The organism is Escherichia sp. HH091_1A (assembly GCF_030295175.1).
Classification (GTDB): Bacteria; Pseudomonadota; Gammaproteobacteria; order Enterobacterales; family Enterobacteriaceae; genus Escherichia; species Escherichia coli_F.
The window spans coordinates 93,408-107,444 of sequence record NZ_AP025748.1 but is presented as its reverse complement, the minus strand read 5'-3'; the positions used below and the strand labels follow the sequence as shown (position 1 = coordinate 107,444).

Here is a 14,037-nt window from a genome sequence, read left to right as displayed (position 1 = left end):
ATAAACCATTTATCACGCCGCCCCGCCGGAGACGGGGCGGCAGCAAGGGAGATACCGTGATGAAAACTGAACTGACCCTGAATGTATTACAGACCATGAGCGCACAGGAATATGAAGATATCCGGGCAGCCGGAAGTGATGAACGTCGTGAGCTGACACACGCCGTGATGCGGGAGCTGGATGCGCCGGACAACTGGACGCTGAACGGCGAGTACGGCAGCGAGTTTGGCGGCTTTTTCCCCGTCCAGGTCCGTTTCACGCCTGCCCACGAACGTTTTCACCTGGCGTTATGTTCACCGGGCGATGTCTCTCAGGTCTGGGTGCTGGTTCTGGTGAATGCCGGTGGTGAGCCGTTTGCGGTGGTTCAGGTGCAGCGGCGGTTTGCACCGGAAGCCGTCAGCCATTCACTGGCACTGGCGGCGTCACTGGATGCGCAGAGGTACAGCGTTAATGACATCATCCATATCCTGATGGCGGAAGGAGGTCAGGCATGAGCGTACGTTCACGGGCACTGGTTCCCCTCAGCACAGAGCAACAGGCCGCATGGCGGGCGGTGGCGGAGACGGAAAAACGCCGCCATCAGGGAAACACGCTGGCGGAATATCCGTATGCGGGGGCGTTTTTCCGCTGTCTGAACGGAAGCCGCAGGATTTCGCTGTCTGACCTGCGATTTTTCATGCCGTCCCTGACCGCAGAAGAACTGCGCGGCAACCGTCTTCAGTGGCTGTATGCCATCGATGTGCTGATTGAAACACAGGGCGAGGTCTGCCTCCTTCCTCTTCCCGGTGATGCAGCAGAGCGGTTGTTCCCGTCAGTGCGGTTCCGTGTCAGGGAACGCAGTCGCCATAAATCTGCACTGGTCATGCAGAAGTACAGCCGTCAGCAGGCGAGGGAGGCAGAGCAGAAAACCCGTGCGTACCAGGCGCTGGTTGCTCAGGCAGAAATCGAACTGGCATTCCATTCGCCGGAAACAGCCGGAAGTTGGCATGCACGCTGGAGTGACCGGGTGGCAGAGCATGACCTGGAAACCCTGTTCTGGCAGTGGGGCGAGCGTTTTCCGTCACTGGCCGGAATGGAACGCTGGCAGTGGCAGGATATGCCATTCTGGCAGGTCATTGCAGAGGCTGGTATGGCGGCAAGGGAGGCCGGTCACGCTGTCCGTGAGATGGAACGGTGGATGGTGCCGAACAAACTCCGGGAGGCAGCGTGATGAGGCAACAATCACACGGATTGCCCGTGAACTGGCTGAACGACAAGATTATTTTCAGGGAAAGTGAGTGTGGTCAGCGTGTAGGTATATGGGCTATGATGTGCCCGGCGCTTGAGGCTTTCTGCCTCATGACGTGAAGGTGGTTTGTTGCCGTGTTGTGTGGCAGAAAGAAGATAGCCCCGTAGTAAGTTAATTTTCATTAACCACCACGAGGCATCCCTATGTCTAGTCCACATCAGGATAGCCTCTTACCGCGCTTTGCGCAAGGAGAAGAAGGCCATGAAACTACCACGAAGTTCCCTTGTCTGGTGTGTGTTGATCGTGTGTCTCACACTGTTGATATTCACTTATCTGACACGAAAATCGCTGTGCGAGATTCGTTACAGAGACGGACACAGGGAGGTGGCGGCTTTCATGGCTTACGAATCCGGTAAGTAGCAACCTGGAGGCGGGCGCAGGCCCGCCTTTTCAGGGCTGATGCTGGTCTGACTGCGCTGAAGCGCCTTTATAAAGGGGCTGCTGGTTCGCCGGTAGCCCCTTTCTCCTTGCTGATGTTGTACGGGCATGAACAACCTGATTTCAGGAAGGCCGTTTCCCTTCGGGAACGGGGATGAACGCGCGCCTGCGGCGCCCGTTCTTCTCCCCCGCCTTCTCTGTTTATGGCCAGTTGTCAGAAATGACATTACCTTTCCCGTGATTATTCTCTTTTTCTTCCTACTCTGATTCTGACTACTGCAGTGTTGTCCTGTCTGCCGGGCGCCCCTTCGGCTCCCGGCTGCCTGGCGGCATCCGGTCGTCAGGCCCGACTCCGACAGGCAGCGTAAGCGACTCGTCAGAACCGTATTGATATTTACTGAGAGCTCAGATCAACTTTCCAGGGCAACAGATCGCGTACCCGGTTTGCCGGCCAGTCCTGGATATGTTCAATGACGTAACGCAGCCACTTTTCTGGCTCCACATTGTTCAGACGGCATGTGCCGATCAGCGAGTACAACACCGCCGCATGTTCACCACCGCTGTCGGAACCCGCGAACATCCAGTTTTTCCGGCCTACGGCCACTCCCCGTAAGGCGTTCTCTGCGATGTTGTTGTCGATTTCCACCCAGCCATTACTGCAGTACACGTTCAGTGCATCCCACTGTTTCAGCAGGTATGCGAACGCTTTTGCCGTATCTGAGTGACGCGACAGTGTTTTCATCTGTTGCTGTATCCAGTCATACAGTGACTGCATCAGTGGCGCGGCTCTGGCTTTTCTTGCCGCCAGACGCTGTTCTGCTGAACAGCCCCGGACCTCTGCCTCGATGGCATACAGTTCACCGATACGCTGCAGGGCTTCCGTGGTGATGTAGGTGGGCGCTCTTGCATGCACATCGTGGATTTTTCTCCGGGCATGAGCCATACACGCGGCTTCCGTTATTCTGCCGGATTCGTATAACGCCCGGTAACCACCGTAAGCATCGGCCTGAAGCACACCGCTGTAACCGGCCAGGTGATTTTGTGGATGGATACCTTTCCGGTCCGGACTGTACGCGAACCAGACCGCCGGGGGCATCTGTGAACCGGCGTTACGGTCATCACGGACGTAGACCCACAGCCGGGCTGTCCGGGTTTTACCGCTGCCCGGCTCCTGGACCGGGACGGGGATATCATCAGCATGGACTTTACCGGGCATCAGCACATACTGGCGCAGGACGTCATACAGCGGCTCCAGCAGTTCAGCAACAGCACCTGTCCAGCGCCCCAGTGTGGCACGGCTCAGCTCCACTCCCTGACGACGGTATATTTCTGACTGGCGGTATAACGGCAGATGGTCTGCATATTTCCCGGTGACAACATGGGCCAGAAGCCCCGCTCCGGCATAACTGCGTGCAATGGGTTTTGAAGGTACTGGTGCCTGCACGATATGGTCGCACCGGCAACAGGCCTGTTTCGGACGTTGTGTTTCGATAACCTTAAAGGCGCTGCTGATAAGCTCCAGTTGCTCTGACACATCACATCCCAGAGAACTGAGTTCACCACCACAGGCAGGACAGCATTCCTCTTCCGGCCGGATAACCCGGGTTTCACGGGGAAGTGAGGCCGGTAACGGTTTACGGGCTGAAGACTGGCGCAGGGCGGATGGCAGTACCGGGTCATATTGCTCACCCAGCGTTTCCGCCATTTCTTCCTGAAGTGCGCTGATTCGCTCCTGTGCTTCCTGTATCTGCCGTTCGGTTTTTGCACGAAGTTTTTCTGAGCTTTTACCGAACTGCATACGTTGCAGTTTCGCAACCAGCGCCTTCAGCCGGTTGATTTCGGAAGCATAAGCCGCCACCCGCTGTGAGAGCAGGCGGTTGTATTCAGCCATCTGGCGGATGGTGTCCTGTTGCGTCTGCAACAGTGCCCGCAGGCGGGCGTTCTCATGAGCAAGTGAGGTGTCCATATCCTCACTTTACAACGGGTTATATGCGGATTCCAGCGCGTTCCGTTCGTTTCGGGTGCTTCCAGTTGATACCTTCAAGAAGCATGGATAACTGAGCCGGAGTAAGGTGCACCTTGCCGTCACGGGTGACTGGCCAGACGAAGCGGCCCCGCTCCAGGCGTTTGGTGAAGAGGCACAGTCCGTCACTGTCAGCCCACAACACTTTTATCTGGTCACCCCGGCGTCCGCGGAAGATGAACAGGTGTCCGGAGAACGGGTCATCCTTCAGGACGTTCTGAACTTTTGATGCCAGGCCGTTAAAGCCATTTCGCATATCGGTGATACCTGCAACCAGCCAGATACGCGAACCTGCAGGGAGAGATATCATCAGTGGCTGCTCCCTTTTATTTCGCGGATAAGTGTCTGTAATAACGCCGGCGTCAGTTTACCTTTAAGCCTGAGAGTTCCGGCCGGCAGAACCAGCTCACAACACAGACTGTCGGACGGTGTATTTATCTGCTCTGGTTCCTGTGCGGGGGCCGGGATTTTATTATCCGGCTCCGGCGTTAACGTCACGGGAAGCAGTGCCGGCATATTTTTTCCGGAAGGCAGCAGGCCACCTTTCCGGTATTGATGGCGCCAGTTGAAGAGCAGGTTATCGTTGATTCCGTTTTCCCGGGCGATCTGCGCCACACAGGCTCCGGGCTGCAGTGACTTCTCCACTAAGGCGATTTTAAACTCATAAGGGAAGTTGGGCCGCCGGGGACGTTTTTTTACCACGGGGGCTTCGGATATAACGGTGCTTTCAGGACGTACGACTGGTACCGTGGAAAATTGTCCGTAAAGGCAGGCATCAAGTTCCTGCTCCGACATGCCTGCGGGCAAAGGCCACGAAAGGCCAGCTCTCCGAAAGCGCACGAACATACTACAAACTGTTGATTTTGGTACACCCAGGCGACGCCCGGCCACAACCCGGGGTAAATGTTCTTCAAAGTGAAGACGTAAAGCTTCAGTGATCCAGGTCCGGTGTTTCATACGATAGTGTCCATTAAAAATGATGGACATTATTTTTGTAGAGCCGGAGGAAACAGACCAGACGGTTTAAATGAGCCGGTTACGATTATGAAAGAAAAGATAAATACCTTTTTCAGGTCTCTGAATTTTAATGGCTCCGGAAAACTGTGCAATATTTGTGCAATTGTTTTTTTCCTGAGCTTTTCTGTGTTTGCCGACAGCAACAGTGATTACCGGGCGGGTTCTGATTTTGCACGTCAGATCCAGGGGCAGGGTATTGGCAGTCTCCAGAATTTTAATCCGCAGGAGAGTATCCCGGGGTATAACGCAAATCCGGACGAGACAAAATATTACGATGGTGTGACTGCCGGTGGGGATGGTGGCCTGAAAAATGACGGCACCACGGAATGGGCGACCGGTGAAACCGGCAAAACCATCACAGAATCCTTCATGAACAAGCCGAAAGACATTCTGTCACCGGATGCGCCGTTTATTCAGACCGGCAGGGATGTGGTGAACCGGGCTGACAGCATCGTGGGAAACACCGGACAGCAGTGCAGTGCGCAACAGATAAACCGCAGTGAATTCACCAACTATACCTGTGAGCGGGATACGATGGTTGAGGAATATTGTTCCAGAACCGCCAGTATCACAGGGGACTGGAAATACACGGATGAATATCGTGAAGTGACGATACCGCACTCACAGTTCCGGTTCAGTATGAACGGGCTGAAACTGGTATTCAGTGTTACGGCTCCGGTAACAGGCACGGTGGAAAGTGCTTCACTGTCTGTATACGCCGCTTTTTTCTTCCTGAACTCACGTTATACCTTCATGAATTCAACGTTCAATGTTGGTCTGGCAAACGGGCAGTCGGGGACTTTCCCTCTGTCCGGGGCGGCTGGTTTACAGGTGACACAGGGGCAGGTACTGACCGGCAGTGGCTGTACTGCTAACGGTAACTGTCTTTCTGGTGGGAACGGTGACCAACAGGTTTATGAGAAACTGGCCAGCGGCGCGTCCACCTTTACGCTGAAACTCAGGATGAAGGTCCGTGATAAAGAATGGGTTCCACGAGTGGAGTGGGTGGAGAGTTGTCCGTTTAATAAAGCGGATGGCGTGCTGAAAGGCACTGAGTGTTCAGAGCCGGGTGGTACGAAAACAGGTGTGATGGAAGGTAAACCCTGGAGCATCACACAGGCGTGCTGGGCATACCGGGATAAATATGTCACGCAGTCGGCAGATAATGGCACCTGTCAGAAATATGTCGATAATCCGGCCTGTACGCTGGCCTCACGTCAGTGCGCGTTTTATTCCGATGAGGGAAGCTGTCTGCATGAGTATGCCACATACTCATGCGAGTCCAGAACATCCGGGAAGGTGATGGTCTGTGGTGGTGATGTCTTCTGTCTCGATGGTGAATGTGATAAGGCGCAGAGCGGAAAAAACAGTGATTTTGGTGAGGCCGTTTCACAGCTGGCGGCACTGGCCGCCGCAGGTAAGGATGTTGCCGCCCTGAATGGTGTGGATGTCAGGGCTTTCACGGGCGAGGCGAAATTCTGCCGTAAGGCCGCAGCCGGCTTCAGTAACTGCTGTAAGGATGGCGGCTGGGGGCAGGATGTGGGGCTGGCTGAATGTAACAGTGAAGAAAAGGCGCTGGGAAAGGCGAAGGACAATAAACTGACGGTGAGTGTGGGTGAGTTCTGCTCCCGGAAAGTGCTGGGTGTCTGTCTGCAGAAAAAGCGCAGTTACTGCCAGTTTGATTCGAAGCTGGCGCAGATAGTCCAGCAGCAGGGGCGGAACGGACAGTTGCGTATTGGTTTTGGCAGCGCAAAAAGTCCTGACTGCCGGGGGATCACCGTGGATGAACTGCAGCGTATTAAGTTCGACCAGCTGGACTTCACTAACTTCTACGAAGACCTGATGAATAACCAGAAAATCCCGGATAATGGTGCGCTGACCGAAAAAGTGAAAGAGCAGATTGCCGGTCAGCTGAAACAGGTGGGGCAGTAAGGTCGGGAAAATAATGAAAGTCATATTCACGTCGAATCGTCTTGTTGATTTTCTTATCCGGCTTGTTATTACAGCAATTGTCATTTCCACGGTAATTATCTGGTCATGGGATACGGTAAAAGAAACCACGGTGGGCGGGATACTTGCTGCTGCTTTCATTATCCTTTACTCCGGTGTGCTCCTGTTTATTCTGTATGGTTGTTTTTCTGCACTGGCTGACCTGCAGAAACCTGATGAAAGAAAAAGTGATGAAAGGAATGAAGATGAATAAAGCATTACTGCCACTGTTACTCTGCTGCTTTATTTTTCCGGTGTCAGGAAAAGATGCAGGCTGGCAGTGGTATAACGAGAAAATAAATCCGAAGGAAAAAGAAAATAAACCAGTCCCTGCGGCTCCCCGTCAGGAGCCGGATATTATGCAGAAACTGACTGCGCTGCAGACAGCAACAAAGCGGGCGCTGTATGAAGCCATTCTGTATCCCGGCGTGGATAATTTTGTGAAATATTTCCGGCTGCAGAATTACTGGACTCAGCAGGCCGGGCTTTTCACCATGAGTGCCAGAAAGGCCATGCTGGCGCATCCCGAACTGGACTATAACCTGCAGTACAGCCATTACAACGGCACGGTACGGAACCAGCTGGCGGCAGACCAGGCGCAGCAGCGGCAGGCCATTACGAAACTGGCTGAACACTACGGCATCATGTTCTTTTACCGGGGGCAGGACCCTATCGACGGGCAGCTGGCGCAGGTCATTAATGGCTTCAGGGATACGTATGGTCTGAGTGTTATTCCCGTTTCCGTGGATGGCGTGATTAATCCACTGTTGCCGGATTCCCGGACTGACCAGGGGCAGGTGCAGCGCCTCGGTGTGAAATATTTCCCGGCCCTGATGCTGGTTGACCCGAAACAGGGCAGTGTTCGTCCGTTATCATACGGTTTTATTTCGCAGGACGACCTGGCAAAACAGTTCCTGAACGTTTCTGAAGATTTTAAACCGAATTTTTAAAGAGGTCGTTTAAATGAATTTTATTTCATTATGGCCTTTATTGCTGGCCCAGGTGACAGTGATGTCACTGACAGTGATTTTCCTTGCTGCTGACAGGCGTTTTTTTCATGGGTCTGTTTTGTGGTTTGCACCCTGTCCATGATGATGGCGGAAGGTATTGTTATTATGAAATATGAACTGTGGCATATTCCTCCTGCCTGCTGGGTCTGGCAGGAGTGTTGTCATGGTTGCTGCTGCTACTCCATACAGGATATTTTTCAGGCATATCAGAAGGCGTGCATAAGCGTTTGTGGCTCACTGTTGCCGCAGTGTTTTCTGGTGCAGGAATGATTATATTCTACTGGTTGGTCCATGCATCAGAAAGCATAACAAAATAACGGGATGTTAATGTGAAGAACAAACACACCCAGAGAGTGAGTATAAAAATGGATAACTTTTTTATGATTTTTTGTAATAAGCTAAGATAATTTATTATAGAAACAATCACCCATAATTCAATACAAATAATTGTTAAAATAAAAACAGAGAGCGAGACCAGTGATGATATATCTCTGGTTGTCATATAACTTGATGAGATGTTTATAAGTAATGCTATGGCTACATTACCCAGCATTGTTTCCCTGATAATGTCTCTGATGATTTCGAGTGCTTTTTTGTCAAAAAATAAATTCATCGTATTAAATCCGTGCTGATTAACATAACTGTATATTGCTGATGAAATCAGAAATATGCTGGATAATAATGGTGTTATTAATATGAGTAAATATAAATTCTCTTTACCCCGTCTTGATATTACAGGTGTATGGGTGTTCTCCCTGGGGCTCTGGTTTCATATTGTTGCCCGTCTGGTCTACAGAAAGCCCTGGATGGCTTTCTTTCTGGCAGAGCTGATTGCGGCCATTCTCGTACTGTTTGGCGCATACCAGATACTGGATACATGGATAGCCCGCGTCAGCCGGGAGGAAAGGGAAGCTCTGGAAGCCCGTCAGGCCGCCATTCTTGCTGCAGAAAAGGAGAGCAGACATGTCTCTCACTAAATCACTGGTGTTCACCCTGTTACTGAGCGCCGCTGCCGTGCAGGCCTCCACCCTGAATGAGATTGAGCGACTCTGGAATCCGCAGGGTATGGCCGCACAGCCTGCAGCAGACACGTCAGCCAGGACAGAAAAGTCGGCTCCCCGCTGGTTCCGCCTCAGCAACGGAACTCAGGTCAATCTTGCTGACTGGAAAGTGGTGCTGTTCATGCAGGGGCGATGTCCGTACTGTCACCAGTTTGACCCGGTACTGAAACAGCTGGCGCTGCAGTACGGATTTTCCGTATTTCCCTATACCCTGGATGGTCAGGGTGATACGGCCTTCCCGCAGGCGTTACCTGCACCACCGGATGTGCTGAAAACATTCTTCCCGAATATCCCTGTGGCCACACCGACCACCTTCCTGGTTAACGTCAATACGCTTGAAGCGCTGCCGCTTTTACAGGGCGCATCAGATGCTGCCGGTTTTATGGCGCGGATGGATACCGTTCTGCAGATGTACGGAGGAAAAAAAGGTGCGAAATAAGCAGGTGGTGTTACTCATTGCCGGAATATCCGGCATCGCGACCGGAATCATCGTTAGCCTGAATATCCCCTTTATCCGTCAGGGGCTTTTTTATCCCTCCAGCCCTGCTGAAATTGTCGTTTCGCTGTGTCTTACCTTTTCTGTTTCTGTTGTGTTTTTTGTGGGGGCAATTATGGGATGGATTTCGGTGTCTGAAATATATTACAGCCGCATGACCGATCTGAATGAATCATCAGAAATATCAGAGGAAACTTATGATGACAGAAAACAAAAAGAATCAGGAATTCAAAATCAGAAAAATTAAACGGGATATTGAGCGCAGTTGTGATAATACCGAAAAACACTTCTGGCTTTTCGTGGTTTTCTTTGTTGCCGGATTGCTTTTATGGCACTGTATGCATGCTACTTTCAGCGCCGGTATTGATTCGTGGAAAACAGAGTCGGAATTAAATAATTTGATTTATATGTGGAACATTCTGATGTATGCAATTCCGTATACGTTATATGCGCTTGCAGCAGGGTTTCTTGTTACATTTTTTCTTTCCCCAATGTATGAATTAATATTCGGGAATATCATGATATTCCTGCTGAAACGTCGTATGTGCCGGGAGAACAAATTATGGGAGGGCAATAATGATGCCGCGCATTAAATCTCTTTTTGTTCTTTGTGCCGTCTTACTGACGGTGACGCCTGCTGTGTCTGCAGACGTCAACAGCGACATGAACCAGTTCTTTAACAAGCTGGGGTTTGCCACCAATACCACCCAGGCCGGAGTCTGGCAGGGGCAGGCTGCCGGGTATGCCTATGGCGGTTCTCTGTATGCCCGTAATCAGGTCAGAAATATCCAGCTTATCTCCATGACACTGCCGGATATCAATGCAGGGTGTGGCGGCATCGATGCTTATCTCGGCTCATTCAGTTTTATTAATGGTGAGCAGCTGCAGCGTTTTGTTAAGCAGATTATGAGTAACGCGATGGGTTACTTTTTTGACCTTGCCCTGCAGACAACGGTGCCCGAAATCAAAACCGCGAAAGATTTCCTGCAGAAGATGGCGAATGACATTAACAGTATGAACCTCAGTAGCTGTCAGGTGGCCCAGGGGCTTGTGGGTGGCCTGTTCCCTCAGACGCAGGAATCTCAGCGGAAAGTCTGCCAGGACATTGGCAGTGAAAGCAATATCTTTGCTGACTGGGCCGCTTCCCGTCAGGGGTGCACGGTCGGAGGGCAGTCCTCAGCGGTTCGTGACAAGGCCAGCGATAAGGACAAGGAGCGGGTACTGAAAAACATCAATATCATCTGGGATTCTCTGTCCAAAAACAGGATGCTTGATGGTAACAAGGAGCTGAAAGAGTTCATTATGACGCTCACCGGTACGCTGATTTTTGGTGAAGACAGTGAGATTACCCCTCTTCCTGCACGAACCACTGACCGCGATATTGTCCGGGCGATTATGGAAGGGGGCACCGCGAAAATTTATCACTGCAATGATTCGGATAAGTGCCTCAACGTGGTGGCCGATGCGAATGTGACCATCAGTAAGGACAGGGCGCTCAAGTCACAGATAGCAAAACTGCTCACCAGTATTCAGAACAAGGCGCTCAGTGATTCTCCGCTGGCTGAGAACGAAAAAACCTTCATTCAGAGCACCACCATTCCTGTTTTCAGATATCTGGTTGACCCACTGATGCTGGGCGTATCCAACAGTGTGCTCTACCAGCTGACGGACTATATCGGTTACGACATCATGCTCCAGTACATTCAGGAACTGCTTCAGCAGGCCCGGGCGATGATTTCCACCGGGAACTACCCGCAGGCGGTCCTGGACAGTGTGCTCGATAACCTTAATCAGGCGCAGCAACAGATTGCCATTTTCCAGAGCCAGGTGCAGGTCCAGCAGGATGCACTGCTGGTTGTTGACCGTCAGATGAGCTACATGCGTCAGCAGTTGTCTGCCCGTATGCTCAGCCGTTACCAGAATAATTATCACTTCGGGGGAGGCGTACAGTGAACGAGGTCTATGTCATCGCCGGTGGGGAATGGTTACGGAACAACCTGAATGCCATCGCTGCCTTTATGAGTACCCGGACGTGGGATTCCATCGAAAAAATTGCGCTCACCCTGTCTGTTGTTGCTGTGGCGTTTATGTGGGTACAGCGACATAACGTGATGGATTTGCTGGGATGGGTTGCCGTGTTTGTGCTTATCAGTCTGCTGATTAATGTCCGCACATCGGTGCAGATTATTGATAACAGTGACCTGGTTCAGGTTCATCGTGTGGACAATGTACCGGTCGGGCTGGCGATGCCACTTTCACTGACGACCCGTATCGGGCATGCAATGGTGGCCGGCTATGAGATGGTTTTCGCTCAGCCAGACAGCGCCACCTACAGCAAGACAGGGATGCTGTTCGGGGCGAATCTGATAGTGAAAAGCACCGATTTTCTCTCCCGGAATCCCGAAATTATCAACCTGTTTCAGGACTACGTTCAGAACTGCGTGCTGGGTGATATTTACCTGAACCACAAATACACGCTGGAAGACCTGATGGTGGCTGATGACCCCTATATGGTGATTTTTTCCCAGCCCAGCCCGCTGCGGGGGGTATATGACAGTAATAATAATTTTGTCAGCTGCAAGGATGCGTCGGTCACGCTAAAAGACAAGCTGAATCTTGATACAAAGACCGGAGGCAAGACCTGGCATTATTATGTGCAGCAGTTATTTGGCGGCAGACCGGACCCTGACCTGTTATTCAGGGAACTGCTCAGTGACAGTTACAGCTATTTCTACGGTGCCAGCCAGTCGGCCAGCCAGATTATGCGTAAGAATGTGACAATAAATGCACTGAAAGAGGGTATCACCAGTAATGCGGCCCGTAACGGTGATACGGCCAGCCTGGTGAGTCTGGCCACCACCTCATCAATGGAGAAACAGCGACTGGCGCACGTCTCTGTCGGACATGTAATAATGCGAAACCTGCCGATGGTCCAGACCATTCTGACCGGAATAACCATTGGTATTTTCCCGCTTCTGGTACTGGCTGCAGCATTTAACAAAATGACACTGCCGGTGCTGAAGGGGTATGTGTTTGCCCTTATGTGGCTGCAGACCTGGCCTCTGCTGTACGCCATTCTGAACAGTGCCATGACATTCTATGCGAAGCAGAACGGTGCCCCGGTGGTGTTGTCGGAAGTCTCTCAGATACAGCTGAAATACTCCGACCTGGCATCAACCGCAGGTTATCTCTCAGCGATGATCCCCCCTCTGTCATGGATGATGGTACGAGGCCTTGGTGCCGGATTTTCCAGCGTATACAGCCACTTTGCGTCTTCTTCCATCACGCCAACCGCCAGTGCGGCAGGCAGTGTGGTTGACGGTAATTACTCCTACGGCAACATGCAGACGGAGAACGTGAACGGCTTCAGCTGGAGCACCAACAGTACCACGTCATTTGGTCAGATGACGCACCAGACCGGTAGTGGAGCAACCGCCACGCAGACCCGTGACGGCAGCATGGTGATGGATGCCAGTGGGGCAATGTCCCGTTTGCCGGTTGGTATTAATGCAACGCGTCAGATTGCAGCAGCGCAACAGGAAATGGCCCGGGAGTCGATGAATAAGGCGGAAAGTGCCCTGCATGGTTTCAGCAGCAGTATTGCCAGTGCCTGGAACACACTCAGCCAGTTTGGCTCTAACCGGGGAAGCAGTGATTCTGTCACCGGTGGCGCTGACAGTACGATGAGTGCGCAGGACTCCATGATGGCCAGCCGTATGCGCAGCGCAGTGGAAAGCTATGCGAAGGCGCATAATATCAGTAATGAGCAGGCGACTCAGGAGCTGGCATCCAGAAGTACGAGAGCTTCTGCCGGGATGTATGGAGATGCTCATGCTGAATGGGGGATTAAACCTAAAATTCTTGGTGTTGGTGGTGGCGCAGGTGTCAGAGGTGGTGGTCGGGCAGGTATTGACTGGAGCGATGATGATGCGCATCAGGCCAGCAGTGGTTCACGGGCCAGTCATGATGCTCGTCATGATATCGATGCCAGGGCTACACAAGACTTTAAAGAGGCAAGCGATTACTTTACCAGTCGCAAGGTCAGTGAATCCGGCAGCCATACTGACAATAATGCCGATTCCAGGGTGGACCAGCTGTCTGCAGCCCTGAACTCAGCGAAACAGAGTTACGACCAGTACACGACGAATATGACCCGCAGCCATGAATATGCTGAAATGGCCTCCCGTACTGAAAGCATGAGTGGGCAGATGAGTGAAGACCTGTCACAACAGTTTGCACAGTATGTGATGAAACACGCGCCGCAGGATGCAGAAGCTATTCTGACAAACACCAGTTCACCGGAGATTGCAGAACGTCGTCGGGCAATGGCCTGGTCTTTTGTTCAGGAACAGGTACAGCCTGGTGTTGATAACGCCTGGCGTGAATCCCGTGGCGATATCGGTAAAGGAATGGAGAGCGTACCTTCGGGCGGTGGCAGCCAGGATATTATTGCAGACCATCAGGGGCATCAGGGTATTATTGAGCAAAGAACGCAGGACAGTAATATCCGTAACGATGTGAAGCAGCAGGTTGATAATATGGTCACAGAATATCGAGGCAATATCGGGGATACTCAGAACAGCATCCTCGGCGAGGAAAATATTGTAAGAGGGCAGTATTCTGAACTGCAAAATCACCATAAAACAGAGGTATTGTCTCAGGATAATAAATATAATGAAGAAAAGTCGGCTCAGGAAAGAATGCCTGGTGCTGACAGCCCACAGGAACTGATGAAAAGAGCAAAGGTGTATCAGGATAAGCATAAGCAATAATAT

At 51.8% G+C, this 14,037-nt stretch carries 15 protein-coding genes and 3 pseudogenes; 14 read left to right on the top strand and 4 right to left on the bottom strand.

The genetic code is table 11. From position 1 onward, the window contains the following. Positions 1-59: 59 nt before the first annotated feature. Positions 60-494, top strand: a complete 435-nt coding sequence (gene psiB, locus QUF14_RS27785) for a conjugation system SOS inhibitor PsiB (protein WP_000845944.1) — start codon at positions 60-62, stop codon at positions 492-494. Beyond that, positions 491-1,277: pseudogene (locus tag QUF14_RS27780) on the top strand (plasmid SOS inhibition protein A). The gene psiB and the pseudogene QUF14_RS27780 overlap by 4 nt, the downstream one beginning before the upstream one ends. Here the strand turns inward: QUF14_RS27780 and QUF14_RS27775 are convergent. After that, the gene (locus tag QUF14_RS27775) at positions 1,222-1,410 is read right to left on the bottom strand and encodes a hypothetical protein (RefSeq protein ID WP_001355331.1); all 189 of its coding nucleotides are present in this window, start codon (positions 1,408-1,410) and stop codon (positions 1,222-1,224) included. The pseudogene QUF14_RS27780 and the gene QUF14_RS27775 overlap by 56 nt on opposite strands. 21 nt (positions 1,411-1,431) lie before the next feature. Between QUF14_RS27775 and mok the strand changes: the two are divergent. Both mok and QUF14_RS27765 read left to right on the top strand, forming a co-directional pair. Continuing rightward, positions 1,432-1,581: pseudogene (gene mok / locus QUF14_RS27770) on the top strand (plasmid maintenance protein Mok); the annotation flags it as partial. After that, positions 1,523-1,648, top strand: coding sequence for a type I toxin-antitoxin system Hok/Gef family toxin (locus QUF14_RS27765; protein WP_001372321.1), 126 nt, complete (start codon positions 1,523-1,525; stop codon positions 1,646-1,648). The pseudogene mok and the gene QUF14_RS27765, both read left to right, overlap by 59 nt. Positions 1,649-2,060: 412 nt before the next feature. Here the strand turns inward: QUF14_RS27765 and QUF14_RS27760 are convergent, their stop codons facing one another. From QUF14_RS27760 to tnpA, 3 genes are read right to left on the bottom strand one after another with little or no spacing between them, the layout of a single operon-like run. Next, complete coding sequence (locus QUF14_RS27760) at positions 2,061-3,632, bottom strand: IS66-like element ISCro1 family transposase (protein ID WP_000381395.1); 1,572 nt, start codon at positions 3,630-3,632, stop codon at positions 2,061-2,063. A 19-nt stretch (positions 3,633-3,651) separates the two neighbouring features. After that, complete coding sequence (tnpB, locus tag QUF14_RS27755) at positions 3,652-3,999, bottom strand: IS66 family insertion sequence element accessory protein TnpB (RefSeq protein WP_000624622.1); 348 nt, start codon at positions 3,997-3,999, stop codon at positions 3,652-3,654. Next, positions 3,999-4,676 carry an IS66-like element accessory protein TnpA gene (tnpA, locus tag QUF14_RS27750; protein WP_100733974.1) on the bottom strand — a complete coding sequence of 226 codons (678 nt, stop codon included), beginning with the start codon at positions 4,674-4,676 and terminating at the stop codon, positions 3,999-4,001. The genes tnpB and tnpA overlap by 1 nt, the downstream gene beginning before the upstream one ends. Positions 4,677-4,733: 57 nt before the next feature. Here tnpA and traN point away from each other — a divergent pair, with 57 nt between their 5' ends. The 10 genes and pseudogenes from traN to traG all read left to right on the top strand — a co-directional run bounded on the left by traN (position 4,734) and on the right by traG (position 14,034). Beyond that, positions 4,734-6,638, top strand: a complete 1,905-nt coding sequence (traN, locus tag QUF14_RS27745) for a type-F conjugative transfer system mating-pair stabilization protein TraN (RefSeq protein ID WP_236927347.1) — start codon at positions 4,734-4,736, stop codon at positions 6,636-6,638. A gap of 13 nt (positions 6,639-6,651) precedes the next feature. Then, positions 6,652-6,909 carry a conjugal transfer protein TrbE gene (locus QUF14_RS27740; RefSeq protein ID WP_040091333.1) on the top strand — a complete coding sequence of 86 codons (258 nt, stop codon included), beginning with the start codon at positions 6,652-6,654 and terminating at the stop codon, positions 6,907-6,909. Next, complete coding sequence (gene traF / locus QUF14_RS27735; RefSeq protein WP_040091331.1) at positions 6,902-7,645, top strand: type-F conjugative transfer system pilin assembly protein TraF; 744 nt, start codon at positions 6,902-6,904, stop codon at positions 7,643-7,645. The genes QUF14_RS27740 and traF overlap by 8 nt, the downstream gene beginning before the upstream one ends. 13 nt (positions 7,646-7,658) lie before the next feature. Beyond that, positions 7,659-8,022, top strand: a pseudogene (locus tag QUF14_RS28965) (hypothetical protein). 378 nt (positions 8,023-8,400) lie between these two features. Beyond that, on the top strand, positions 8,401-8,682 hold the full coding sequence (gene traQ, locus QUF14_RS27725; protein ID WP_000049684.1) for a type-F conjugative transfer system pilin chaperone TraQ: 282 nt from the start codon (positions 8,401-8,403) through the stop codon (positions 8,680-8,682). Continuing rightward, positions 8,669-9,205: a type-F conjugative transfer system pilin assembly thiol-disulfide isomerase TrbB gene (gene trbB, locus QUF14_RS27720; protein ID WP_040091329.1), complete on the top strand. Its 537-nt coding sequence runs from the start codon at positions 8,669-8,671 to the stop codon at positions 9,203-9,205. Before traQ ends, trbB begins: the two co-directional genes overlap by 14 nt. Beyond that, positions 9,195-9,509 (top strand): P-type conjugative transfer protein TrbJ, encoded by a 315-nt coding sequence (gene trbJ / locus QUF14_RS27715; protein ID WP_064236902.1) that lies wholly within the window; start codon positions 9,195-9,197, stop codon positions 9,507-9,509. Before trbB ends, trbJ begins: the two co-directional genes overlap by 11 nt. After that, on the top strand, positions 9,463-9,855 hold the full coding sequence (gene trbF / locus QUF14_RS27710) for an F-type conjugal transfer protein TrbF (protein ID WP_040091326.1): 393 nt from the start codon (positions 9,463-9,465) through the stop codon (positions 9,853-9,855). The genes trbJ and trbF overlap by 47 nt, the downstream gene beginning before the upstream one ends. After that, positions 9,842-11,215, top strand: a complete 1,374-nt coding sequence (traH, locus tag QUF14_RS27705) for a conjugal transfer pilus assembly protein TraH (RefSeq protein ID WP_024212142.1) — start codon at positions 9,842-9,844, stop codon at positions 11,213-11,215. Before trbF ends, traH begins: the two co-directional genes overlap by 14 nt. Continuing rightward, positions 11,212-14,034: a conjugal transfer mating-pair stabilization protein TraG gene (traG, locus tag QUF14_RS27700; protein ID WP_047088737.1), complete on the top strand. Its 2,823-nt coding sequence runs from the start codon at positions 11,212-11,214 to the stop codon at positions 14,032-14,034. The genes traH and traG overlap by 4 nt, the downstream gene beginning before the upstream one ends. Positions 14,035-14,037 lie beyond the last annotated feature (3 nt).